The following is a 24,992-nucleotide window of genomic DNA, read 5'->3' as shown; positions in this document are numbered from 1 at the left end:
GAGCTTGCGCCGTTTGTCGCAGTGTCAGCAAACCATGCGGGGTAAGAACGGGTTCCAGCGTCATCATGACGGTGAGACCTTATGATCCCACCGGGGATGTCCGCGATTTTGGGGGGAGCCGCGCGCCACATCGAGATGTAATTCGCCATTCTGTCACGAAGTACCGAACATGGGCGCGGTCAGCAACTCCTTGACCCGCATGAACTGCTGAACGCACTCCGCGACTGCGGCCGGACTCTCCGGGAGACGATCATCCTCCTCCAAAACATCGACATTCCTTTCGTTTTGCGAACGCTCGATTTGCGCCAACTGTGTGCCGATCTCATCCGGCGCGAACATGCGTCTCACCTCGGAAACAAACCGCGGCAGTTCCCGCGCGAAGTCGGGATGTCTGGAGGCAGTACTGGTAAAGCTCATCAACTTCTCACCGACAAGGTAGTCGAAGGCCGCCGTGAGCCCGAATCGCGCCTTGATCGTTTGAGCCGCTTCGCACTGTTCGATCCAAATCTTATGCGCTTTGCGCACATTCATAGTCGGCCCTCATCTTGTCGGCATCGATGCTATTCTTGACGCCAGCCACTCGTTCAATTTCGACCACCTTCGCCGCCCCGAAACGTTGCGAACCGCGATGGCAACGGCTTTCTTCTGACCGACCAGAACGACCAGTTGTTTGCCCCGGGTGACGCCGGTATAGAGCAGGTTTCGTTGCAGCATGGTGTAGTGCTGCGTCATCACCGGGATCACTACGGCAGGGTATTCCGAACCCTGGCTCTTATGGATAGTTGCTGCGTAAGCCGGCACCAGCGTGTCGAGCTCGCCAAACTCATAAATGACCGAGCGGCCGTCGAAGCTTGCGGTGAGTTCGCTGTCTTCGGAACTGACATCGTCGATATAACCGATGTCACCGTTATAGACCTCCTTGTCGTAATCGTTTTCGATCTGCATCACTTTGTCGCCGGACGCGAACGTCCAACCGAAGCGTTCGACCTTGCGCTCGCCGGCGGGGTTCAGAGCCGCCTGCAGTTCAATGTTTAGCGAGCGCGCACCGACGCCGCCCCGGTTCATTGGACACAGAACCTGAATGTCCCGAATTGGGTCGAGGCCGAAGCGATTGGGGATCCGTGTCTTCACCAACTCGATGATACGCTGTACGGCGGTTTCTGGATCGCTCGCTTGCACGAAGTAGAAATCGCTATCCGTGCCGGGCAGGCTGAGATCGGGGATGGCCCCCTGATTGATGCGATGTGCGCTGATGATGATGCGGCTTTGCGCGGCCTGCCGGAACACCTCGGTGAGACGCACCACCGGCACAGCACCGGATGAGATGACGTCGGCCAGCACTTGGCCTGGCCCAACCGAAGGAAGCTGGTCGATGTCGCCGACGATCAAAAGGGCAGACTTGTCTGGCACGGCCTTGATGAGTGACTGCATCAGCATGACGTCTACCATTGAGGCTTCGTCGACAACAAGCAGGTCGCAGTCGAGCGGATTGTCTTCGCCGCGCTTGAAGCCGCCGCCCTTGGGGTCAACCTCCAGCAGCCGGTGGATCGTCCTAGCCTCAAAACCGGTCGCCTCGGTCATGCGCTTGGCGGCGCGGCCGGTCGGCGCGCATAGCAGGAGCCTCACGCCCTTTGCTGCGAGAATGCGGAGAATACCTTTGACGATGGTGGTCTTGCCGACACCAGGACCGCCGGTCATGACCAACGCTTTGGACATCAATGCGAGCCGGATCGCAGCGACCTGGCTTTCGGCAAGGGTAAGCCCGATCCGTTGCTCGACCCAAGGCAGTGCCTTGTCTGGATTGATCCATGGCCAGGGCAGTGTGCCATTCGCAAGCCGGATCAGTCGCTCGGCAATCGAACGCTCCGCCCGATGCAGGCCCGCCAGAAATACGCATGACGTTTCGCCTACGCTGTCCGCGATGACTGTGCCTGCTGTCCGTTCGAGATCAAGCGCAATGCGCACCAGTTCCACCGGGACCTCAAGCAGCTTCTCGGCAAGCGGCACCAGTTCATCCGTCGGCAAACCGCAGTGCCCTTCGTCCATCGCCTCGGTCAGCCCATAGGAGATCCCGGCCCGAACCCGGATCATTGCGGTCTTTTCGATGCCGAGTTTCATCGCGATTGCGTCGGCAGTCTTGAAGCCGATGCCGCGAATGTCACGCGCGAGGCGGTAGGGGTTCTCGGTCATGACCTGTACGGCGTCCGCGCCATAGGTCTTATAGATGCGCACCGCCCGCGCTGTGCCGACGCCATTGCTGTGCAGGAAGACCATGATTTCGCGAACGATCTTCTGTTCGGCCCAGGCGGCCGTGATCCGGTTGGCCCGAACCGGGCCGATGCCCGTTACCTCGCGCAGGCGTTCGGGCTCCGCCTCGATGGTATCGAACACCTTCTCACCGAAGGCGCGCACCAGCTTCTTGGCATAGACTGGCCCGATGCCGCGGATCATCCCGGAGCCGAGGTATTTCTCGATGCCATCGAGTGATGTCGGTTCCGAGGTCTTTAAGAACTTCGCTCTGTACTGTTGGCCATGGGTGCGGTCATTGACCCATTCGCCCGATGCGGTAATCCACTCGCCAGCGGAGATCACCGCTGCGTGCCCGACTACAGTGACCAGTTCGCGGTGGCCGCGCGCCTTGATCCGCAAAACGCAGTAGCCATTCCCGTCGTTGTGGTATGTGACGCGCTCAACAAGGCCAGCAAGAACTTCCCGACTTGATGGTTCCGGCTGCGGTTTCATGCGGATCGTCGCATCATCTGTTCCGTCGCCGAGAGCACCATTTGCGGACAGCTCTCTTCCCCGAACCCAATTTGCTCAGTTGGATCGTCGTTGGCAAGCCACCACGGTGGTCACCCCCCTTCGGAGCCCACCGAGTTGGCATGCATAGCGTGACTGCATGGCCGATCAATGGGCGTCCGGCGATATGTGTCGGTAGCCGCCGTGCGGTGCAAGAATCGAACTGTAAAGGAGACCAGCCAGTCGTGATTTCGCTTTGCGCTTACCGCCGGCCGCGGCAATCTTGGTCTCGACCAGCAGCCGATCAATCGTGGCTGCGCTGACGCCGAGCACCAGTGCTCGATCGGCCTGGTCCGAGCTTGAGCCGGCCATGCCGCTCCAGCGAAGGCAGCAACGTCGGAATCATTACCCTGAGCCGCTTGCCGCAGATCCGATCCGAGGCCTCCCATAGCGCCACCAGTGTGATCTGCGTGGGGTCCGGACGCCGATCGGCGTCGCAAGTGCTTGACTGACTTCGCGCGTGCGGGGTCAATGTTCAGCGTCGATTCACAAGAGCTATGCGGGAAGCTGGGTGATGACGGACTGAGATAGGCGGCGTATCGAGGCGGGTGTCGAGCCTGCCAGAACCTCTCAAGGAGAGCGATACGCCATGAACGAGACTAGTAGCTCGTCACAGTGATTTTGACTCTTTGGGGGTGCCTGGATAGGCGCGGCCAAGTTTGGCGCGTGCTTTGTTTGTTGTGAACATCCAGTTGATCCGGGCGCGAGCTTTGTTTCGCTGCCGCTCCCATGCTGCGATCTCATTTTTAAGGCATTTTGGATCGTCGATCCGGCGGCCGAGACACTGCCCTTGGAGGACGCCGATCTCGATCTCGACCATGTTGAGCCAACTGGCGTGTTTCGGGGTGTAGTGGAACTCGAGGCGGCGCAGGATGCGGCGGGCCTCGGTAGGGGCAAAGGCCTGGTAGAGGGCGCCGGGGGCATGGATCGACAGGTTGTCCTGAACAACACGGATGCAGGCGGCCTTGGGGTAATGGACATCGACGAGTTCGCGCATGCAGTGAGCATAGTCCACGGCGGTGCGCCGTTCGGTGACTTTGACCTTGCGCCAGGCCCGATGCGGGTCGAGGGCGACGAAGAGATTGACGGTGCCGTTGCGACGGTACTCGTAATCGTAGCGCTCGCGCTTTCCCGGCTCGGACGGGATCGGCTGGCGCACCTCGCCGATGAGCTGGACGGGGGTTTCGTCGAAGCAGACCAGCGGTCGCTCGGGATCGGGCGCTTCAGCGTAGAGATCGAGCACATCTTCCATGCGGGCGACGTATTCGCCATCGACATGGGGAATGCACCACATGTCCCTGCGCCACGGCTTGAGATCATTATCGGCCAGCCGGCGGCGCACAGTCTCGCCCGACAAGCTGTCATGATCGGTGAGCTTGACCATCGCGTCGGCCAGCAGCGCCAGCGTCCAGCGCCTCCGGCCGGCAGGCGGCTTGGCACATGCAGTCGCCACCAGCAGGGCTTCTTCCTTGCCGGTCAGCTTGCGCTCTGCACCGGGACGCAGCTCCTCACTCAAGGCCCGATCGAGATTGCCCTCCACGAAGCGGCGTTTGGTCCGATAGATGGTGGAGGTGCTTACTCTGACGGTCCGGGCAATCTCCTCGTCGCGGCTGCCGATATCGGCCGCCAGCAAAATCTGGGCCCGCTTGAGTTTGCGAGCGGCATGCTTGCCGCCGCGCAGCATCGCCGTTAGTTCCTCTCGCTCGGCTTGGCTCAATTCGACCCGGTACCGTACATTCATCGTTCGCCTCCCTGTCGGAGGCTCCGGACGAATCGATCCATGAGTCAAAAATCAGGCGCGCGCTTCACCGAGAAGCAGGGCCACTATCTGGCTTTCATCTATACCTAGTCGTCCGTTAAGAAGCCGATTTGATCGCCATTTGGAGTGCGAACGGGGCCCACAAGGCGGCCAGGATTAAGCGCAACCAGATCCTCAGCCAGGCGAGGATGCGGCGGAAGTTGTGGCCGACGGCTGAGAGGACGACGTTTGCGGCGTCTCCTGCGCGGCCTTTGAGGTAGCAACGGCCGAGGTGACCATCGATCTTCAGGTGTCCGATGATGGGTTCGATGGCGGAGCGGCGGCGCAGCTCGCGCTTGATGACACCGAAGACACCGCGCTTCTGGCCGGAAATGAAGACGCGACGGGGATTTGGTGCGTCGTGGCCGCGGTATCCCTTGTCGACATAGGCCCGCTCGATCGAACAGCCGGTGAGCGTCTCGGTGCCCGCGATGACATCGCGCAAGGTGTGACCATCGTACGGGTTATCGGGTAGCGCCCTGGCGTGCAGCACGAACAGGCCACCGGGAGCCCGGCGATTGTTGGTGACGATGGAGGCCTTCACGCCGAACTCGTAAGGTGCGCTGGCCTTGCCCTTGCCGATGCACTCCACCTCTGGGGCATGGAAGGAATAAAGCTTCCAGCCGCGTTGGCGCTGCTGCTGCGAGCGGATCTGGGTGGCTCGGCTCAGCGGGAGGGCGAACGCCTCCTCGAGCGCGGCCTGACCTTCGATCTTGCGGCCGATGACGCGGATGATCCGGCCCAGCCTGGAGCGCAGGATGCGCAACTGCCGCTGATGCCGCTTGAACTGTTTGGCATGGGCGTAGCGGCCGGCCATCATCGCCGCGGCCTTGGCCACGCGCGCATAGGATTGCCGCAGCCTGACGCTGTGCTTCCGCGCCAGGCGGTTGAGCCCCTTGATGGCCGCATGCAGCAGCTTGGCGTCGGTCGGAAAGCTGATGGCCTTTGGCTGCACCGTGGTGTCGACCGTGACCCGCTTGAGGTCCTGGCCACGTAACGCACCGGCCTCGTGTGCCACCCGCAGGCTCTCGGCCAGCAGCAGGTCCAGCTTGTCGCCGAGCCGCTTGCGCCAATGGCTCAGGTCCGAGCGCTCGTGCGGGAAGACGTGCTGGAAGAACTCTTCGCCGGTGAAGAACTGGAAATACGGGTCGTGGACCCAACGCTCGCACACCCCCTCATCGGACAGCCCGTAAATGTGCTTGAGCAGCAGCAGCCCGATCATGAAGCGGGTCGCAATCCCCGGTCGACCGTTCTCGCTATAAAGCGGCGCGATCTCGCCGTCGATCCAGTCCCAATCGACCTTGCCGGCGAGCTGAACCAGTTCGTGCTTCATATTGATGATCTGGTCCAGCCTGGCCCGGAACAGATCGCCAGATCCCGTCGTCCTGTGCTTCTTCGGTCGCATCGCTACCTCCGATGCGACGACGGAATCATGACTGGCGATTCGACGGAATCTGGAGGGTTCTGTGAGGTCGCGCTCACGCGAGGGCGCGGCAAGCGCTTATAACGCGACCTCATTGAAGCCGGATTGAACGAAGGCGCGGGAGAATATGCACGGTGGTGCGGCTATGGGGATAGTTTGAGATCGCGGGTTGCTATCGGCAGACTGCGGAGCTGACGCGGCGACGTTTTGGTTGCGCAATGGCGGCAACTTGAGACAGAGAGCATTTTACCGGCTGTAGCGATCGATGGCCCGCTGCATCGAATAGTTTCCGGCGCGCTGTTTGGCCGCACGGATTCGGCAGCGTCTGCGATGATCGAGACGATGGGATCATAATGACGAATGACGATCTTCGTGCACGGCATGAATTGGCTCACGATGTGTCGCACCGGAACGATTGGGTTGGAGCGCCGGAACGACTGAAGCTGTGTCGAAAGCGCTCGATGATGCGCATGACGCCACCACAATCAGGACAGGCGGGAACCTTGGCCCACGTCAGAGCGTCCGAATCCACAGGCGACGGCTTGCCATCGTTTGGCGGTGTCCGCTCACGATCGAGAAGTTTGCGGCAAAGGGCGAGTTTGGCAGCGCGATGGCCGTTGGCCATGAAGCCGAAGTGGCGGATGCGATGGAAGCCATCGGGCAGCGTGTGAAGAAGGAAGCGGCGGATGAACTCGTCGGCCTCGAGCTTCATGATCTTTGTCGCGCCGTTCTGGCGGTAGTCCTTCCAGGTAAAGGCGACGTGATCCTCGTCGAGGGCTACGAGCCGGCTGTTGGCGATTGCAACGCGATGGGTATAGCGGCCGAGATAGGCCAGCACCTGCGCGGGGCCGCCGAACGGCCGTTTGGCGTAGACGACCCAGCTAATGCGCCGCATAGCGACGAGGTGAGCTGCGAAGGCAGCAGGCTCGGCCAGGGATGCGAGATCGCCGAAGAAGTTCAGGGTGCCGGCGTCGAAGGCGGCGGTCAGACGTTCGAGGAACAGGCGTCTGAACAGCCGGGCGAGCGGTTTGACGGCCAGGAAGAAGTTTGGTCGGCTGGCGATCCAGTGCGCGCTATCGGGCGAGAGGCCGCCGCCCGGCACGACGCAGTGGACGTGGGGATGGTGCGTCAGCGCCTGCCCCCAGGTGTGGAGGACGGCGACGACGCCGATCCCGGCGCCGAGCCGGCGTGGATTGGCGGCGAGCGTCGACATTGCCTCGGCGGCGGCATTGAACAGGATCGCATAAACGATGGCCTTGTTCTGAAAGGCGATCGCGGCGATCGGAGCGGGAAGTGTAAAGACGACGTGGAAATAGGGAACCGGAAGCAGGTCAGCTTGACGCGCGGCGAGCCACGCGGCTCGGGCTCTCCCCTGACACTTCGGACAGTGCCGGTTGCGGCAGGTAATGGGTGATGCCCATTACCTGCCTTATGGGCAAAGCCAGTAATGGGGAGCTGGCGGCAATTTGATCGCGCTCCTGCACCAATCACCGCCAACCCCGCTCTCCATTACGAGGTACGCCTGAGGAGTTCGATCAGCTGGTCGGTGGGCTGGAAGACGCCGCGCCGCAGGTGGGGCGGCACGATCGCCTCCATCGCATCGAGCTTCTCGGTTGGATCGCCGCGCGTGTAGACCTCGGTGGTCGTCAGCGTAGCGTGGCCCAGCCACAGCGACACCTTCCGGATGTCCCGGGTCGCTTGCAGAACGACCATCGCGCAGGTGTGCCTGAGCACGTGGGGCGAGACGCGTTTCTTGGCGAGACCGGGCTGCTTGCGAGCCGCAGTCGCGGCGTGCTGCCTGAGCAGATAGGCAAAGCCCCATCGGCTCAGCGGCTCACCACGGGCGTTGACGAACACCTCGGGTGTCGCGACCTGCCCGCGGATGGCCAGCCAGGCACGCAGTGCAGCAGCCGCCGGCTTCCACAACGGCAGCGTCCGCTCCCGGCGTCCCTTGCCGAGCACGCAGATGCTCATCGAAGGCAGGTCGATGTCATCGACCTTGAGGCCCGTCAGTTCGGAGACGCGCAGCCCTGCGCAGACGGCCACGTGCAGCATTGCGCGATCGCGGATGCCATCGCGTGTCGCCGGATCGGGAGCGTCGAGCACGGCTTTGAGCTCTTCGCGCAGAAGGTAGGGTACCAGGCGCGTGTCAGTTTTCTTGAACGGGATCGCCAGTACACGGCGGATCTGCTCGAGCGCCGCCGGCTGCCGGTACTCGAGGAAGCGGAAGAACGACTTGATCGCCGCCAGGCGAACGTTGCGCGTCACGGCCGCGTTTTTGCGCTCGTCCTCAAGATGCTCAAGGAAGGCGCTGACGAGCCCGGCATCGATCTGTTCGAGCGTCAGCGCCGAAGGTTTGACCTTGAGCCGGTCGGCGGCGAACACGAACAGCAGCTGGAAGCTCGAGGCATAGGAGTCCCTCGTGTGCTGGCTGGCGCCCCGCTGGCAAGCGAGTGTGTCGCGCAGGAACGTCTCGATGAGGGGAGCGATCGGCGTCATGCTGACCTCCCTTCGGAGATGAACGCTTCGCCGGCCATGGCGACATCGCGCAAGAGGTCGGGCGTGGCCTCGAGATACCAGTAGGTCGCATAGATGTTGACGTGACCCATGTAGGTCGCGAGTGCCGCCATGTGCGCCCCGCACCGGCCCCGGCCGGTAGGGCTGCCTTGCAGCGCGCGCACCGCAAACGTGTGCCGTAGATCGTGCAGGCGAGGACGGCGAGCCGACGTCGATCTGATGCCAACCTTGTCGACCAGCCTGTCGAAGGTCTCCTTGACGGCAATGTAGCGTAGCGGCCGACCGGGCTTGTCGATGAAGACCGGATCATCGTCTGAGCCGAGCCCGCGACGTGCCAGGTATCGCTGCAAGCCGGCAACCGCCGTGTCGTGCAGCGGCACCAGTCGGGTCTTGCGGAACTTGGTCTCGCGGATCAGCAGACCGTCGCGGGTCACGTCCGCGATCGTCAGCTTCAGGGCTTCGGAGATCCTGAGCCCGGTGGATGAGAGCAGCGCGATCAAGGTCGCTTGCGTGTGCGGGCGCAAGCCGCGCGTTGGCCGAAGCCGCAGCGCAGCTTCGACCAGCCGACTAATCTCGTCTGTCGTGTAGATGTGCGGCGTGCGACGCTTCTTGCGGGCGCCGAAGTGATTTGCCGGCGGCAGCTCGTGCCCGACTTCCTCCACCCGGACATGGCGTACGAAGCGACAGACGGCTCTGAGCCGTGCATCGCGTTGCGCGACGGATGGTCCGAGCGCGGCCCAGTCGATCGCTGTTTTTGTCTCGACGTACGTTTGTCCGCGCTCGGCCGCGAAGGCGGCAAAGCTCTTCAGCAGGTGCTCCGCGGTCGACATCGCGAAGCCCGTGGTGCGGCGGAGCGCGAGATAGGTCTCGATGGCGTCGAGCATCAGAGCGCCTCCGGCCAAGGCTGAGCAACCTGCTTCAGCAGCGCGACGTCGGCCTTTGCGTAATAGGCCGTCGTGTCGATGCCGCGATGCCGAAGGACGAGGCCGATCTTGTCGAGCGGCACGCCATGGCGCAGCATCTCGGTCGCCGCGGTGTGCCGCAGAGTGTGGGCCCCTTTGACCGGCGCCACAATGTCGGCCCGCTTCATGATACGCTTGACCACCGACGAGATGCCGTCGCCTCGTCGGAATGGCCGGCTCGGCGCGATCGTGCGCAGGAACAAGACATCGTTCCGGCCGGTAGACGGCCGGCATTCGAGGTAGGCGGCGATCGCATCCCCGACGTCTTGCGGTAGCGGCAGCCGGACCTCGTAGCGCGACTTGCCGCAGACCCGTAGCGATCCCGTTTGCCACTCAATATCCGCGAGACGCAGTTGCGCCACGTCACCGGCCCGCAGGCCGAGGCGCACCAACAAAAGTACGATCGCACGATCACGCCGGCGCCCACCGACGTCGCCGTCACAGACAGCGATCAGCCGGTCGACCTGCTCGGTCGACAGATACCGGGGCATGTCGGCAAGCTGCCAATGAGCGTAGGCTGGAACGGCGCCGTCGAGACCTGCCTGACAACGGCCTGCGACTGCGAGATACCGCAGGAAGGCCCGCAGGCTCGTTGTCATCTTCTCGATCGTGCCACTCCCGCTATTGCTCGCCCGCTCCAGGAAGTAACTGCGGACATCGTTCGGCCTCCAGCCGTCCGGGTCAGATCGAAGATGCATCATCAGGCCCGCGGCGTCGCGGGCGTAGAGCCTGATGGTGGCATCGGATGCGCCGCGATGCTTGCGCAGCCACGTTTTGAAGTCGGCGACCAGCTGCGGCTCGGCGGGTGCTGCCGCCACCGCGGACCGGCAAAGGCCGAGCTCGACGAGGTGCCGACGAAAGAGCCTGGCACCGTAGATGGTGTGGTGGTTGCGCCGGCCGCCTTTGGCGCGTGGACACCGGCAAGTGCGCAGGTGCTCGCCGAACGCGGCGAGATCAACGTCCGTCAGGCCCGCGCCTTGCTCGGCCATAACATGACCGATGTGAGCCGCCGCTCGCAAATAGCGTACCGCTGTCTCGGGGCCATAGCCCTGCCGCTCCAGCGCCGCTGCAAACCCGTCAAGGTAAGGCCCGCTCGGCCCACTGCGCAGATGCCCCAGCATCTTCGCTGCCGAGAAGTACGTCTCCAACATGTCCGTCTCCGTATGTGACCGGCCATCAGTGGCCGACCCAACGGGGCCGCACGAGCGACTTGTAATGGAGAGCTCGAGAGCGGCAATCCACAAGAAAATACGGTGATCGCGATTGGCAGCTCCCCATTACTGGCTTTGCCCATACGGCAGGAATTATAGGCAACGCGTGTCGTGCCGCAGTCGTCGCAAGCCTCCATGTGGCCGCCGAGCGCCTCGGTCCGGCACGCAACGATCGCGCTCATCACGCGCCGCTCGACCCGCCCCAGATGACCGGCATGTACACGGCGATAGGCGTCGCCATGCCGGCGCAGAATATCGGCAATCTCGATGGCGGGCCTGTTGCCGCGGCTGTCGGGGCGGATCATCACCCGCATCCCGCCGCGGATCATCTAGGTGGCGTCACCTCCAGCGACAGGCGATCGAGCGGGCTCTGCGTCGCCCGGATCGTATCGGTGGCGACCTGCGTGTAGCGCGCTGTCGACGACAAATTATTGTGCCCGAGCAAGACCTGGATGATCCGGATATCGGTTCCGTTCTCGAGAAGATGCGTCGCGAAGCTGTGGCGCAGCGTGTGGAGCGTGACGCGCTTGGTCAGGCCCGCAGCCTTCACCGCCGACCGACAGGCGGCGTGCAACACGGTCTGATCGATCGGATGATCTTCGTCACGACCAGGGAACAGATAAAGCCGCGGCCGGGCGAGCCGCCAGTAGGTGCGCAGGATGCCCAGCAGCTGGGGCGACAGCATCACGTTGCGATCCTTCGCGCCCTTGCCGTGGCGCACCTGGATGACGCCGCGGGCGCTGTCGATGTCTTCGATCCGCAGTCCCGCGACTTCGGAGGCCCTGAGTCCGGCCGCATAGGCCGTGGTGAGCGCGGCGCGGCTCTTCAGGCTGGACACGGCCTCGAGGAACTGAACCACTTCGTCGGCGCTGAGAACGACCGGCAGCTTGCGCGGTTCTCGCGCATAGGGAATGCGCTCCGGGATGAGTGCCTCGCCGAGCGTGACGCCGTAGAAAAACCGTAGCGCACAGACGATCTGGTTCAGCGCCGGCCATGAGATGCCGGTCGAGACCAGATGCACCTGGAAGGCGCGGACGTCTTCCAGCTCTAACCGGTCAGGCGATCGGCCAAAATAGCGGCTGAACTTCGAAACCGCGCTGATGTAGGATCGTTGCGTCGCCGGCGACAGGTTGCGGACGGTCATGTCTTCGATCATGCGGCGGCGAAGAGGGCTCAAATCGGCCATCTCGATACTCCTGTCTGAGGGGGGGATGGGCTCCAACACCCACATCCTCTCAGCCAGGAGGCGATCTACGCCACCTTGCCTCTCACGCCGCGGCAGCGGCTTCGTTCAATCCAAATCCAAAAAACGAAATTGCAAGCTTCCGGGGCTTTCGGCCCCGGAACCTTGCAATCTCAAAACCGCCTTCACCTGAAAACTCGAACCCCGCTCAGGGCCTTACAGCTTCTTCACGGACAACTACCTACTCGCACATGTTCGGACGGCCCCCCGCCGAAACCGACATGCAGCGCCACTTCGGCGTCAGCCCGCCCTCAGTCCATCAGATGATCGTCACGCTCGAACGTAACGGCCTCATTCGCCGTCAAGCCGGCGCCGCCAGAAGCATCGAAATCCTCGTACCGCCAGAAAACTTGCCGATCCTAAGCTGGCTCTGTATCAAACCGTCAAAATCACTGTGACGAGCTACTAGTAGAGCGTGGGTTCCCGCAGGGCCGATGCAACCCGCGGTGCAGTAAAGCTCACAACGCTGGAAGTCGCTGGGCGGTCTAGTCGAGCCGGAGATGCTCGGGCAGTTGCCGCTCGCGATCAATCAGGTCGGCGAAGAAGCGATTGCAATCCTCGCCGTTGAGCGCTGCGCCCAAGCCCAGGATTGCATCCCCGATCAGACGCGCCTCATCATCGTCGAGAAGCCGGATCGCGCTGTCGATAGAGACCAGCACCTTGGCGCCGACCGGCGGATTGGACAGCAGCAGCATGGATACCCGCCGTTGTTCGCCGTGAAACTCGCAGAGCGCAGAGATCCCGTCGGTCTCGACGATCGTCATCGGCAGGCCAAGGCACATCCCGCTTCCCTCAGCATCCGCGCGCCGGTCAGGCCGGCCGCGCCCCCATCTCGTAGTGAAGGTGATCGATATCGTTGGCCAGCAGCCGCTCGGATTCCGCTAACGGCGTCGTGCGCGAGCTCGCGCTCGCGCCCCACTCGGCCAGGATCTCACAGGCGAGCTTGATAGCCGGCGCGATCTGATCGCGCACCGGCTGCGTAAGCGGTCCGCCCCAGTCTTCGAGATCGAGCGGCTGGCAACCGATCAGCACGAGATGTTTCGGGCAGCGGCCGAGCAGGTCGGCCGCGCTGATCACCTCCTGGAATCCGGTCTGGTGCAGGCTCATCTTCTTGGCGCCGGTGAAGCGCGGCACTTCGTCGTCGCGCACGAGCTTCAACTGACCCGGCGTCAGTCCGTAGTCGATCGCGTCGAACACGATCAGGCAATCGGCGTCTTCCAGATAGTTCACGAGATAGAGCCCCTGCGTACCCCCGTCGAGGATGGTGACATTGTCGGGCACAACGTAGCGGCGGTGGAATTCCTCCACCGCGCGCACGCCAAAGCCTTCGTCGGCCCACAGGATATTGCCGATGCCGAGCACCAGGACGCGGTTTGCTTGCGAGGATGTCGGCATCGTCTTCGTCCCAATGTCAGTCGCGGAACTGCCGTTCGCCGGAGACCATCGAGGAGATGATGCTCTGACGCGACATGATGTCTTCGCGGATCGCGGCGTAGATGTGCACCATGACGAACGTCACCAGCGCCCACATGCCGAGATGATGCCAGGTGTGCACATCCTGGCCGTTCGGCCAGATCGCGAACACCCAGCCGAACAGCTTGTGCTGCCAGCTATCGATGCCGGTGCCCTCCGAATAGAGCGCGAAGCCGGTGACGATCATGAAGGCCACGAACAGCGTGAAGCCCGTGAACATCGCGGTCTGTGCCAAGGGATTGTGGCCGACATACATCTTCGGCTCGCGCTCCAGGAACGCGTACCAGCGGATTTCATGCAGCACTTCCTTCCAGAACTGCTTGCGATGCACCGGCAGATAGAAGATCTGCCGGGAGTGGTGGTTGCCGACGAAGGCCCACAGGATGCGCGCGAGGAAGAACACCGCGAGCACCTGCCCCGCTGCGAAATGGGTAAAGCGGATATAGCCCATTACGAAATTGTCGGACGCCTCGCCTGCGACCGTCGGCAGCGGCGTCCCGATCAGGTAGCCGGTCACCATCAGCACGACGACCGAGAACGCGTTTACCCAGTGGCAGATCCGCACCGGCGCTTCATAGACGTAGACGGTCGGACGGCCGACGGCATGTTCGCCGGCGGCATCGGCCGCGATCGCGGCAAGGCCCGGCTTGACTTCCGCCGGGGGTGCAATTGCGTCCATCATGGTGTTTCCCCTCTTCTACCTGACCTTGACGGTCGCCATCTCCTGGCCGTCCGGCGACATCACGTGGGTCGAACAGGCCAGGCAGGGATCGAAGGAGTGGATGGTCCGCAGAATCTCCAGGGGCTGTTCCGGGTTCGCCATCGGCGTATCCATTAGCGACGCTTCAAAGGCGCCGATGTTGCCCTTGGGATCCCGCGGCGACCCGTTCCAGGTGGTCGGCACCACGCACTGGTAGTTGTCGATCTTGGTGTCCCTGATCTTGATCCAGTGCGCGAGCGCGCCGCGCGGCGCCTCGGTGAAGCCAAAGCCCTTGGCTTCCTTCGGCCAGCTTTCCGGCTTCCACTTCTCGACATTGGCGGTCGAGGAGCCACCGGCCTTGATGCGCGCGACCAGCTTGTCCTGGAAGTAGCGCATCTGGTTTGCCGCCCATTCGCATTCCAGCGCGCGTGCGGCAGTGCGGCCGAGCGTGGAGAACAACGCAGACACCGGGAGACCGAGAGTCTTGAGCAGCTTCTCGGTCGGCTCCTTGAACTCGGGCTTGTTCTGCGCGTAGCCGACGATGTAGCGGGCGAGCGGCCCGACCTCGACGGCATTGCCGCGCCAGCGCGGCGCCTTGATCCAGGAATACTTGCCGCCCTCGTCGAGTTCCTTGATGTCGGTTTTGGTGCCCTTGGCATTCGGACCGAGCACGTAGTTCGGCTCCGTGACACCGTCCCAGGGATGCAGTCCCTTGGACTCGTCGGCGTACTTGTACCAGGAATGGGTGACGAATTCCTGGATCTGCTCGGGATCCGCATGGTCGATCGGCAGCACCTCGTTGAGGTTGCCGTTGATGATCACGCCGCGCGGCAGCTTCAGGTTCCTGGCGGAATAATCGTTGGCATTCTCCGGGATGTCGCCGTAGGACATCACGCTCTTGCCTGAGAGGCCGCCGCCATAGAGCCAGTCCTTGTAGAACGAGCCGATCGCGATGATGTCGGGCAGATAGACCTTTTCGGTGAACTCGATGCAGCGGTCGATGATCGAGGAAACGAGGTTGAGCCGCTCCATGTTGATGGCGCCAACCGCCCCGGTACCGTCGACATTGATGGCGCAGGGCACGCCGCCGACTAGCCAGTTCGGATGCGGATTCTTGCCACCGTAGATGGTGTGGATCTTGACGATGTCCTTCTGGAAATCGAGCGCCTCGAGGTAATGCGCGACCGCCATGAGGTTTGCTTCAGGCGGCAGCTTGTAGGCAGTATGACCCCAATAGCCGTTCTTGAACGGACCAAGCTGACCGGACCCGACGAACTTCGTCAGCCGAATCTGCAGGTCCTTGAAATAGCCCGGCGAGGACAATGGCCAAGACGACACCGATTGCGCGAGCGCAGAGGTTGCCTTGGGATCGGCCTTCAATGCCGAGACGATGTCAACCCAGTCGAGCGCGTGCAGGTGATAGAAATGCACGAGGTGGTCGTGCACCTGCAGGCAGAGCTGCATGATGTTGCGGATCGAGTTGGCATTGTCGGGGATGGCGATGCCGAGTGCATTCTCCACAGCGCGCACCGAGGTGAGCGCGTGCGTACCGGTGCAGACGCCGCATATCCGCTCGGTGAAAGCCCAGGCATCGCGCGGATCGCGGCCCTTCAGGATGGTTTCGATGCCCCGCCACATCGTGCCGGTGGAGACCGCGTTGCGGATCACATTGTCGGCGTCGACGTTGACCTCGACCCGCATGTGACCTTCGATCCGGGTCAGCGGATCGACGACGATGCGCTTGCCGGAGTTGTCGAGCTTGAACCCATTGGGTGTCTGGATGCCCATCGCTACCTTCCCTGAAACCGATTAGTGATCTTGCTTGGCGTCGTCGCGCTTGCTGGCGAGGCGCTTCACCGCCGTCACCGCCGCATGCGCCGCCACCGCAGCTCCAACGGCACCGGCTGCCGCCATGCCGATCTGGTCGGCGTTCTTCTCGATGCCGAACTGCTTGATGTTGGTGAGGCGGTCGTAGAACGAGCCCTTGTCCCAGAAGCCGTCCTCCGAGCAGCCGATGCAGCCATGGCCCGACTGGATGGGGAAGGAGACGCCGCCGTTCCAGCGCACCGTCGAGCAGGCGTTGTAGGTGGTCGGGCCCTTACAGCCCATCTTGTAGAGGCAATAACCCTTGCGCGCCGCCTCGTCGTCCCACTCCTCGACGAACTGGCCGGCATCAAAATGCGGACGCCGGTAGCATTTGTCGTGGATGCGCTGTGAATAGAACATCTTTGGCCGGCCCTGCCGGTCGAGCTCGGGCAGCTTGCCGAAAGTGGTGATAAAGGTGACGACGCCCGTCATCACTTCTGCGATCGGCGGGCAGCCCGGCACCTTGATGATCGGCTTGTTGGTGATGACCTTGTCGATCGGAGTGGCCTGCGTCGCATTGGGCTTGGCCGCCTGCACGCAGCCCCAGGACGCGCAGGCACCCCAGGCGATGATCGCCATTGCGTCCTCGGCCATCATCTTGAGCTTCTCGACGAACGGCTTACCGCCATCGATGCAGAACATGCCGCCCTCGTTCAGCGGCGGATTGCCTTCGACCGCGAGAATGTACTGGCCCTTGTACTTGGTGCGGGTCTCTTCGAGGATCGCTTCCGCCTGATGTCCCGCGGCCGCCATGATGGTGTCGTCATAGTCGAGCGAGATCATCGACAGCACCGCATCCTTCACCAAGGGATGCGCGGAGCGGATGAAGCTCTCCGAGCAGCAGGTGCATTCGAGCCCGTGCATCCAGATCACCGGCACGCGCGGCTTGGTCTCGAGCGCATTTGCAATGCGGCTTGCTGCCAGCGGCCCGAGCCCGAGACTCGTCGCGGTCAGGCTGCAGAATTTGTGAAAGCTTCGACGCGTGATGCCCTGACGCCTGATCACGCTGTAGAAAGTTTCCGTCGCCGCGCCCATGAGCCCTCCCATCCAGATTTATCGCTTTGAGTTATCGATGGGCCAAGGACAGCAAGAAGCAGGCCAACAGTTCGCATTTTTTGAAAGTGGAAGGATTCCAATCTCTTGCGAATTTGAATCGCTCAGCTGGCAGCGCGCGACAGGGCTGGACAAGCGGAAAGCGGAAACAATTCGATTCGCAGGCGGCAACGAGGTTTCCGGCCATCACTGTCGGAACTATCTTGCCTAATGCGCGGTGCAGACCATGCAGGGGTCAAAGGAGCGCACGATGTGCTGGATAGCAACGGCGTGGGCGCCGGCGGCGCCCACGTCGGTGCCGACCAGCGCCCGCTCCAGCGGGCCACCGACATTGAAGGAATCGCGCGGCGAGAAATTCCAGGTCGTCGGTGCTATGATCTGGTACGGTACCGTCAAGTTAACGAATTGGAGCGGCCGATGGGGTAGACGACCGGCATGCCGACCGCCCGGCTCTTTATCTCCGCTATCGCTTCCCACCGGAAGTGATCAGCTATGCCGTTTGGTTGTATTTCCGGGTTCCCTTAAGCTTGCGCATGGTCGAGGAAATGCTGGCGGCGCGTGGCATTGGCGTGACCTATGAAACCGTGCGCCAGTGGGGACGGAAATTCGGCAAGCCGTTCTCCGATCGGATCCGCCAGCGCGCACCCGCTCGCGGTGACAAATGGCATCTGGACGAGTCGTTATCTTGATCGCGGGCGAACAACATTGGCTCTGGCGCGCTGTCGACCAGAATGGCTTCGTTCTCGACGTCTTGATCCAGCGCCGAAGAGACTCGCGCGCTGCCCAGCGGCTCATGAAGAAGCTCTTGAAATCCGCCGGCACGCCGCCGCGCGTGATGATCACGGACAAGCTCCGTTCGTACGACCCTGTCCGACTCCCGCACGGTCCACTGCCAGGAGCAGCGTCGAAGCCGCGACCTCCGACCGAGCGGGTCTCCCCCGATTACACGCATCACCCTTCCAACGTGCTGTGTCCATTACCCCGGTGAACCGGACAGGTGCATGTGTCGATTGCTTCCCTGTCCGCGCGGCCTTCCCCAAATTGGGGGTGGGTCGGCATCCACACATCGCTTCTTTCGAGGCCTGCTCAGACTTTACTCGCGTTACGGCCCGTTGGATCGCTCAGCCGTCCAAAGACGACTTTTGTCACGAGGCTCCGATCCGTCAGTTGCCCTCCGAACCGCTCGTCAACTACCAGATCAATCGACAACTCTCTGGGTGGAATCTTCCTCCACTGTTGATACGCGCCTTCGGGGCGCACCCCAAAATCCCGCATAGCTCTTGGCGGCGGCCTTGCACAGGCTCTCGCCCTTGAGGGTGAGCGCCAATTTCACACACTGGCTAGCAAAGCCGCACAGCAAACCACCGGGGATTGTCAGAAGTTATGGGTTTCTGTGCGGGTTGAATTTCCCGGCTGAAGAACAAGGCATCAGCGGCATGGTGGACGAGTTTGCTTGGCCGCACCGAGCGGTCAAGTCCCGAAGCCGCGGAGCGGCGCGCCGCAGGCGCGGGACTTGACGGCGAAGGGGCGTGCCGAGCCATCATGATCGTTGATCGCGTCGTTCCAGAAAAACGCTCGGCGAACCGGACGGCAAACTGGCCCATCGCGGAGGTCCATTCGACCGGGCGTCGTCAGCGCAGGGCGGCATTCTTGATTGCGAGAGCTTCAACGCCGCGTGCGCATTTCGGAATTCGGGGACAGGGATTTCAGTAATTCCGGCACATGGATCCTCGACAATTATGCTCAGGGTCTTCGCAAATCCGCGGATCATCCCGGGTCCCTTGGCATAGCGCTTGCTTCACTCGATGATGCGTCCTTGCGCGGCTCGCGCCGAACCATTGCGGTCGCAGGACGCACGGACAATGAACGGGTTTGATACGGTTCGTTCATGTCGTGAGGTTGGCTTCGATCTCAGGCGTCGAGGCCGGCGACAGGAAGAGGAGTTTTGGGAGTGGCTGATGAACCCGCGACGTTGCCGCTTTCGACGGAGTTTCGGTTGGGAGTGGACCTAGTCAGCCAGCTGCCAGGCAACATACGCAGCCCTCTCCGGGGGAGGCCGTGGCCCACCTATTGGCCCGAGCAAAGTGTATACGCGTCTGCGGCTCCGAATCTAGCAATGTACGTTCGAGGTTGGCAGCACGGCGACCAACTCGCGACACCCGAACTCCGGGCAGCAATGCTCTCCAATGGAGTACTGCCGAATGCGTCTCAGCCAGAAACTAGTTTCAGGATCGGCCACGTCAACTACACGGCCTTCCGGCTAATAGGCAGGCCAGACGACATCATTGTCCGCCCAACCGAACGTGACGCAAATTTCGGGGTTCTTAGCGGACGTGATCGTTGGCTCCCAGCAGAGAACAGGGATCCGATGGCTACCCAGCTGTCTAACGGTGCCCAAGGGTCACAGGCCCATCACATGGAGGAGTACATTGCACTCGGCGGGGACGCTCATGACACTCTCAAGCCGGCACTGCCTCATCTCCGGAGGCTAACGTCTGATGGGCAGGAACTCCAAACGGTTGGCCCCGGGCCCCGCCTGATGGGGCGCCGGAAAATGCATCCTTATCCCGACGACGCCCACATCATCGACCCGAGCTATGTCAATGATTATCCGTCTTCGCGGATCGATCCCTCGGGCGCCAACAGGGTCGAGGTACTCGGCACGCATCGACAATTGCACAACTACGAAGCCATTGTAGCAAGAGACCATGAACGGGCGAAGGGCTTCGTCCGCGTCACAATCCAGAAGCTGAAAGCCTGCCTGGATCCCCGCATGCGAGCAGACGTCGAGCAACAGGTGACACCGGCCTTGAGCCAATATTTTGGTATCGCGGGCACTCGCAAGCAGGACCTCGCCGACATCCGGGAAATCCTCGCGAACTACCGAAAGGTGGCCACCTATCTCAATCGCGACGAGCCAGTAACGCGAGGGCAGCGCTTTAGAACGTGGTTCGTCGACGTTCCTCTGTACCGAATCCGGCCGAGATCGAATGACCGCGCACTTGCTTACGTCAGGGGCGGCCCCGCATCCTGGCCAGACTGGCGTATCGTTCCGAGGTCACTGCGGTCCCGTCCGGTCAGCTCGGGATGGTCGGGTTTGGGCCTGTTTCTGGCGGGAGCGACGGCCTACAGGGATGGCGTGACGCTCATGAGCGGTGAGTTAGTTGAGGAACGGCGCGTAGAGCATGCCGTGGCGCTAGGCGCGCTGTTGTTCGGCGTACTTGCCGTGGGAGTGGTCGGCGGGTCCTATGGGGTGAATCAGCTCCGGCGCTTGACTTCGGAGAGCGGGATCAATCTGCGTGAATGGCACTTCGCCTACGCCGACCGCTTCCGGTCCTCAACCGTCGTGCATGAGGCAACACATCTGGTTTTGGGCACTGACGACCATGCCTATAAGCACGAGCCAAGATTCGATCGCCTATCGACAACCCAACACATGACAAACGCCGATAGTTACAGCCAGTTCGCTGAAGTGGTCAGCCGCTGATGAGCCTGCTCTGGAAAGCCGGCGGCAACATTCGATCCGACTTGTACTCCGGTTTCCGCCTCAATCCGGTCGATCCGTCTGAACGAGCGGCGCTCGCTCTGGAGCCTGGGACGAACCATGTGCTGATCGCGTGGCGCAAGAAGGGAGGGCGGCCCTTCGCCTATGACACCGCCCAGATCGAAACACTCTTCATCGAGCTCCCCGAGCTTCCAGCTCCGACCGACTATTGGGCAGAATTGGGCTGGACGAAGCTCGGCATCCAGAACGGCAATCTGGCCCTGTTCTTCGCTTCAATTACCGCAACCGGCCGCATCGAGGCAAGATGGGGCAGAGACTTTCTCACTCTATTGCTGCATCGCCGCCGCGCCGATATTCGTGTCGATGCTCATTTCACAGATCCGTTTATCGGCGGTGCCCATACCCCCACCGTCGAGATTCACTGGACCTTCAGCGTGAATCTGCAGGCCTCTGCTGTTCCCGCGTCGCACCCCACAGCGTCGCTAGCCGATTGATCTTCTCACATCACAGGCGGCCGCAAAAACGACGGCACAGTCCGCCTCATTCCGCGAAAGTTCAAGGCTATCTTACCCACATCGGATAGTCGGGTGCATCGAACGACCCGCGCGAGATAGCGGCAGGTCGAGAACGTCCATGTCCCTGCCGCCGGCAGCTTCAAGTAAGCCCGTGATGATGACCGACAGCGCTACCCTGCCGCTCTAATCCGGGGCGATACCACGGTCTGCGGAGAATATAGTAAACACGAGCTTGCTGACGCCGCTGCCGATGACGTCGCCGCCAAGGTCGATCATGTGAAGTGAGATTTTGTTTTCTCGACATCACTCATCGACAAGCCGCCGGGATGCATAGGTATATTCGAGGGCCACCCGGCGTGCATCTTCAATGAGATTGGCGGCGGCACTATGTCCCCCGTCGAGGTTCTCATAGTAAAAATAGGGCTGGCCTAGCTCAGCGAGCCTTGCGGCTGCCTTACGGCCGTGGGCCGGATGCACGCGGTCGTCCTTGGTGGAGGTGAGAATGAAGGGAGTCGGGTAGGTCTTGGCCGGCACCAACTTCTGATAGGGCGAGTAGGCCTCGAGCCACTCGCGCTGTTCGGGAATGGCGGGATCGCCATACTCGCCGGTCCAAGAGGCCCCGGCGGCCAGCTTGGTGAACCGAACCATGTCGAACAGCGGCACCTCCACCATGGCGGCATTGAAGAGGTCGGGTCGTTGGGTGAATGCGGTCCCCACCAGCAGGCCTCCTTGGCTGCCGCCGGCTACGCCCAGGCGGCGCGGAGAGGTGATCTTCCGTCGGATCAGGTCCTCCGCAACGGCGATAAAATCATCCCATGTGCGCTGCTTTGTTGCCCCCTGGGCGGCCTCGTGCCATCGCGGCCCGTACTCGCCGCCGCCGCGCAGGTTCGCCACGACATATGCATTGCCCTGCTCGAGCCAGAGCCGTCCCATAACCCCCGCATAAGACGGCAGGAGCGGAATCTGAAACCCGCCATAGCCATAAAGAATGGTTGGAGTCGATCCGTCAAACCTCGCGCTCTTGGGCCGCACCACAAAGTAAGGAATGCGGGTGCCGTCTCGCGAAGTTGCCTCGAACTGCTCCACGACAAGTCTAGACGCATTGAACCTAGGAGGTACCGACTTCAGTATCTCGAGGCGTTCGGTCGCGGCGTCGAAGTACCAGAGCGACGTCGGCCTGAGAAAGCTGGAGACGGTGAACATCACCTCGTCCGTTTCATTCGATGCGGCAGGTAGACCGACACTCGCATTCTCCGGAAGCGGGATCGGCGTGGCCCGCCAGGCGCCCTGATCATACTTGTAGACGAACGCCTTGCTCTGAACCTTGTCGAGGGTCGTCAGGATCAACAAGTTCCTGGTGGCGCTGAACCCGCTGAGCGCCTGCCGAGGCCCGGGCTGGAAGACGAGCGACGGTCTGGCACGCAGCGGATCCTGCTTCCATTCGGCCAGGTCATACGAGATGATCGAGCCGGCTGCGAACCGGGTGCCGCCGGACGGCGTCCACTCCTCGTCGAGCGTCACGAGCAGGCGGCCACTGGCGATGCCGCCGATGGTCGCCTTCTTTGGCAGGTTGAGCTTGATCGGCCCCTTGGGCCCGAAGAGCACATACTCATACTCGAACGTGCTGATAGTGCGCACCGCGCCGGTCGCATGGACCGTGCCTTCACTGTCGCGCAGCGCGAATGGGACCGTCCCGTCATCGGTCGGTTCGCCGCGAAAGACCTCGCGCGCTTCAACGAGCGGCTGAGCGCGCTTGAGCTCCTTCACGACGAAAGGGTAGCCGGCCTGCGTCGTGGTCCCTTCGCCCCAATCGCGTGCAATCAGGATCGTGTCGCCGTCGATCCAGCTGACGCCCTGCTTTCCCTCCGGAAGGTCGAAGCCGGTCGTGACGAAGGCTTGGGCGTCCGCGTCGAACTCGCGCACGAACACGGCGTCCTTGCCGCCCTCGGAAAATTTGAGCAGGCACAGGCGCTCTTCGGGCGGCAGGCAGCTACCCCCTTCAAAGACCCAGTTCTTCTTCTCCGCAGCGGCCAGCGCGTCCAAGTCGAGGATGGTGTCCCATCGCGGGTCCTGGGCGCGATAGCTCTCAAACGTGGTACGTCGCCAGACGCCGCGCACGTGATTCTCGTCCTGCCAGAAATTGTCGAGACCGCGCCGTCCGAAGGAAACGTACGGAATCCGATCCTTGGCCTGGAGGATGGTGAGCGCCTCTTGATAGAAGCGCTGATAGCGGGGATCCGATTGGAGCGCGCCGAGCGTCTTGTCGTTCTCGGCGCGAGCCCAAGCCAATGCGCGCGGCCCTTCGATCTCCTCGAGCCAAAGGAAAGGATCGGCCGCCTGCATCGCAGCCGGCAGCTTCTGGGGCAGTGCCGCGGACATCAAACAGGTCATGGAGAGCGACGCGGCGAGGAGCAGCGACTTTTTCATGGGAGTTGTCCTGGACTGGGTCGGCGGGCCGGGCTCGCCGCGTCTTGCGAGGTGGGCGGAAGCAGACGGAATATGTGCATTTGGTCTCGAAGAGCGGATATGCGGGGAACCGCGCCCGCTGGTGCCCCGAACGAAGCAAGCAGCGTGCCGCTTGAAAATTGGAGGTTCTCCTGTCGCTTGCTACTTTGTGTCAGCGTTAACTTGGGGACGTTGGTCTCAAAGCTGACAATCGCGCTATGAGCAACGACAGTACGTTGCGCAGCAGGAAGCCGCCTTTTGCGCTAAGCATGAGAAGGCGACCCTTGTTGGTCTGGGCGGAATTTCGATATCATCTGTCGAGTCTCATGCGAGGCGTTGGAAGGCAATGGGCTTTGGCAAGGCCGTGCTGCCATGGAATTGGAGTGCCCATGTCCGGTCTGTCGCGCCGACTCAAGCAGCTTGACGAGGAATTGCTCGCCCTCGGCGAGGAAACGATGCTGCTCGAAGAGCTTGACGGCTTTATCGCCGGTTTGCTGGCCTGCCCGGAGCAGATCACGCCCAGCGATTGGCTTCCAGTCGTGTGGCATGAGGACAGCACGGACCAGCCGGTCTTCGAGAATCTCGACCATACTGTTCGCCGTCAGCGCATGTGAGACAAATTGAAGGATTTTGCGGAGGGAGGAATTCTGGTTCATCGTAGCCACCAGGAGCGCAGATGAAGCAGAAATCCGGACCGGGCAAAGCGCCGGCAGAACAAGTGCTAAAGGACATTCGGCGCCAGACGCGCCGGCAGTATTCGGCGGAAGAGAAGATCCGTATCGTGCTGGAAGGACTGCGGGGCGAGGAGAATATCTCCGAGCTCTGCCGGCGCGAGGGCATTGCCGCCTCGATGTATTACGGCTGGTCCAAGGAGTTCCTCGAGGCCGGCAAGCGCCGCCTGGCGGGCGAGACGGCGCGAGCTGCGACCTCCGGCGAGGTGAAGGATCTCCGCCGGGAGGCCGCCGCCCTGAAGGAGGCCGTAGCCGATCTGACCCTGGAGAACCGTCTGCTCAAAAAACGTATGGCCCCGCCCCGTCTGCAAGGGGGGCTGATTCGGTTAAAGGAGATCGTGGTCGACTGGGCTGCCCTGGTCACCAATATCAAGCCGAAAAGCGAACATCCGACTTTTCGCGTGCGTCTGGCGCTCGGCTTTGCCACCTCATTAACCTGCAATGCGACATCATAATGCATTCACGCATCTGTCACGGACGCAACCTATGCTTCAACACTGTCAAATGATCGAGGATTGATCATGAGCCCTTTGTCAGACATGCTGCGAAGCCTGCGGTGGGATGACTACCGTTACTATCACCAGAGCAGAATTAATCAGATGCTGCATTTGATCAGCGCTTTCATCTTCCTCGGTTGTTATGCGCTCTTGTTCAAGGACCCGGCAATGGCCGGCCTCGTTGGCTGGCTTGTGAAATGGACCCGCGGAGCGGGACCGGTTGAACCGGTTTGTTAGTTGGAAACGGATCGCTC

Annotated in this window: 19 protein-coding genes and 6 pseudogenes; 7 read left to right on the top strand and 18 right to left on the bottom strand. The window is 62.1% G+C overall.

Annotated features, from left to right (window positions below; genetic code table 11):
* Positions 1-153: 153 nt before the first annotated feature.
* The 11 genes and pseudogenes from J4G43_RS15190 to J4G43_RS15140 form a co-directional block, all read right to left on the bottom strand.
* Complete coding sequence (locus J4G43_RS15190; RefSeq protein ID WP_208085260.1) at positions 154-531, bottom strand: hypothetical protein; 378 nt, start codon at positions 529-531, stop codon at positions 154-156.
* Positions 532-540: 9 nt separating this feature from the next.
* Positions 541-2,742: an SF1B family DNA helicase RecD2 gene (recD2, locus tag J4G43_RS15185; RefSeq protein WP_208085259.1), complete on the bottom strand. Its 2,202-nt coding sequence runs from the start codon at positions 2,740-2,742 to the stop codon at positions 541-543.
* 165 nt (positions 2,743-2,907) lie between these two features.
* Positions 2,908-3,111, bottom strand: coding sequence for a hypothetical protein (locus tag J4G43_RS55945; protein WP_208085258.1), 204 nt, complete (start codon positions 3,109-3,111; stop codon positions 2,908-2,910).
* A gap of 298 nt (positions 3,112-3,409) precedes the next feature.
* The gene (locus tag J4G43_RS15175; RefSeq protein ID WP_208085257.1) at positions 3,410-4,540 is read right to left on the bottom strand and encodes an IS630 family transposase; all 1,131 of its coding nucleotides are present in this window, start codon (positions 4,538-4,540) and stop codon (positions 3,410-3,412) included.
* 115 nt (positions 4,541-4,655) lie between these two features.
* Complete coding sequence (locus J4G43_RS15170; RefSeq protein ID WP_208085256.1) at positions 4,656-6,002, bottom strand: IS5 family transposase; 1,347 nt, start codon at positions 6,000-6,002, stop codon at positions 4,656-4,658.
* A 409-nt stretch (positions 6,003-6,411) separates the two neighbouring features.
* A pseudogene (locus J4G43_RS15165) lies at positions 6,412-7,425 on the bottom strand (IS91 family transposase); the annotation flags it as partial.
* A 104-nt stretch (positions 7,426-7,529) separates the two neighbouring features.
* Positions 7,530-8,519, bottom strand: a complete 990-nt coding sequence (locus J4G43_RS15160) for a tyrosine-type recombinase/integrase (protein WP_028153990.1) — start codon at positions 8,517-8,519, stop codon at positions 7,530-7,532.
* A complete protein-coding gene (locus tag J4G43_RS15155) occupies positions 8,516-9,421 on the bottom strand; it encodes a tyrosine-type recombinase/integrase (protein ID WP_028153991.1) in 906 nt (301 codons plus the stop codon). The genes J4G43_RS15160 and J4G43_RS15155 overlap by 4 nt, the downstream gene beginning before the upstream one ends.
* The gene (locus J4G43_RS15150; protein WP_225004627.1) at positions 9,421-10,650 is read right to left on the bottom strand and encodes a tyrosine-type recombinase/integrase; all 1,230 of its coding nucleotides are present in this window, start codon (positions 10,648-10,650) and stop codon (positions 9,421-9,423) included. Before J4G43_RS15150 ends, J4G43_RS15155 begins: the two co-directional genes overlap by 1 nt.
* 143 nt (positions 10,651-10,793) lie before the next feature.
* Positions 10,794-11,015, bottom strand: a pseudogene (locus tag J4G43_RS15145) (transposase zinc-binding domain-containing protein); the annotation flags it as partial.
* A 20-nt stretch (positions 11,016-11,035) separates the two neighbouring features.
* Positions 11,036-11,896, bottom strand: coding sequence for a tyrosine-type recombinase/integrase (locus J4G43_RS15140; protein ID WP_028153988.1), 861 nt, complete (start codon positions 11,894-11,896; stop codon positions 11,036-11,038).
* Between the two features lie 278 nt (positions 11,897-12,174).
* On the opposite strand from J4G43_RS15140, the gene J4G43_RS15135 reads away from it, so the two are divergent.
* Positions 12,175-12,351, top strand: a complete 177-nt coding sequence (locus tag J4G43_RS15135) for a LexA family protein (RefSeq protein WP_249814786.1) — start codon at positions 12,175-12,177, stop codon at positions 12,349-12,351.
* A gap of 87 nt (positions 12,352-12,438) precedes the next feature.
* Here the strand turns inward: J4G43_RS15135 and J4G43_RS15130 are convergent, their stop codons facing one another.
* The 6 genes and pseudogenes from J4G43_RS15130 to J4G43_RS15105 all read right to left on the bottom strand — a co-directional run.
* Positions 12,439-12,735 (bottom strand): HypC/HybG/HupF family hydrogenase formation chaperone, encoded by a 297-nt coding sequence (locus tag J4G43_RS15130; RefSeq protein ID WP_208085254.1) that lies wholly within the window; start codon positions 12,733-12,735, stop codon positions 12,439-12,441.
* 28 nt (positions 12,736-12,763) lie between these two features.
* Entirely contained in the window at positions 12,764-13,348 is a 585-nt protein-coding gene (locus J4G43_RS15125) for a HyaD/HybD family hydrogenase maturation endopeptidase (protein WP_208085253.1), read from the bottom strand.
* A gap of 16 nt (positions 13,349-13,364) precedes the next feature.
* Positions 13,365-14,108, bottom strand: coding sequence for a Ni/Fe-hydrogenase, b-type cytochrome subunit (cybH, locus tag J4G43_RS15120; protein ID WP_208085252.1), 744 nt, complete (start codon positions 14,106-14,108; stop codon positions 13,365-13,367).
* 15 nt (positions 14,109-14,123) lie between these two features.
* Positions 14,124-15,914 carry a nickel-dependent hydrogenase large subunit gene (locus J4G43_RS15115; protein WP_208085251.1) on the bottom strand — a complete coding sequence of 597 codons (1,791 nt, stop codon included), beginning with the start codon at positions 15,912-15,914 and terminating at the stop codon, positions 14,124-14,126.
* A 21-nt stretch (positions 15,915-15,935) separates the two neighbouring features.
* Positions 15,936-17,027: a hydrogenase small subunit gene (locus J4G43_RS15110; RefSeq protein WP_208085250.1), complete on the bottom strand. Its 1,092-nt coding sequence runs from the start codon at positions 17,025-17,027 to the stop codon at positions 15,936-15,938.
* Between the two features lie 225 nt (positions 17,028-17,252).
* A pseudogene (locus J4G43_RS15105) lies at positions 17,253-17,429 on the bottom strand (nickel-dependent hydrogenase large subunit); the annotation flags it as partial.
* 20 nt (positions 17,430-17,449) lie between these two features.
* Here J4G43_RS15105 and J4G43_RS15100 point away from each other — a divergent pair.
* The 3 genes and pseudogenes from J4G43_RS15100 to J4G43_RS15090 form a co-directional block, all read left to right on the top strand.
* Positions 17,450-17,976 (top strand): annotated as a pseudogene (locus J4G43_RS15100) (IS6 family transposase); the annotation flags it as partial.
* Positions 17,977-19,599: 1,623 nt separating this feature from the next.
* Positions 19,600-20,532: a M35 family metallo-endopeptidase gene (locus J4G43_RS15095; RefSeq protein ID WP_208085249.1), complete on the top strand. Its 933-nt coding sequence runs from the start codon at positions 19,600-19,602 to the stop codon at positions 20,530-20,532.
* A complete protein-coding gene (locus tag J4G43_RS15090) occupies positions 20,532-21,044 on the top strand; it encodes a hypothetical protein (protein ID WP_208085248.1) in 513 nt (170 codons plus the stop codon). Before J4G43_RS15095 ends, J4G43_RS15090 begins: the two co-directional genes overlap by 1 nt.
* Positions 21,045-21,368: 324 nt before the next feature.
* Here the strand turns inward: J4G43_RS15090 and J4G43_RS15085 are convergent, their stop codons facing one another.
* Complete coding sequence (locus J4G43_RS15085; protein ID WP_228411353.1) at positions 21,369-23,408, bottom strand: prolyl oligopeptidase family serine peptidase; 2,040 nt, start codon at positions 23,406-23,408, stop codon at positions 21,369-21,371.
* A gap of 491 nt (positions 23,409-23,899) precedes the next feature.
* Here J4G43_RS15085 and J4G43_RS15080 point away from each other — a divergent pair, with 491 nt between their 5' ends.
* The 3 genes and pseudogenes from J4G43_RS15080 to J4G43_RS55940 form a co-directional block, all read left to right on the top strand.
* Complete coding sequence (locus J4G43_RS15080) at positions 23,900-24,124, top strand: UPF0149 family protein (RefSeq protein WP_208085246.1); 225 nt, start codon at positions 23,900-23,902, stop codon at positions 24,122-24,124.
* Between the two features lie 62 nt (positions 24,125-24,186).
* Positions 24,187-24,531: pseudogene (locus J4G43_RS15075) on the top strand (transposase); the annotation flags it as partial.
* A 231-nt stretch (positions 24,532-24,762) separates the two neighbouring features.
* A pseudogene (locus J4G43_RS55940) lies at positions 24,763-24,954 on the top strand (hypothetical protein); the annotation flags it as partial.
* Positions 24,955-24,992: the final 38 nt, after the last annotated feature.

It is taken from the genome of Bradyrhizobium barranii subsp. barranii, from assembly GCF_017565645.3.
GTDB lineage: Bacteria > Pseudomonadota > Alphaproteobacteria > Rhizobiales > Xanthobacteraceae > Bradyrhizobium > Bradyrhizobium barranii.
Note: the sequence above shows the minus strand (reverse complement) of the source record. Positions and strands in the feature narration are given on the sequence as shown.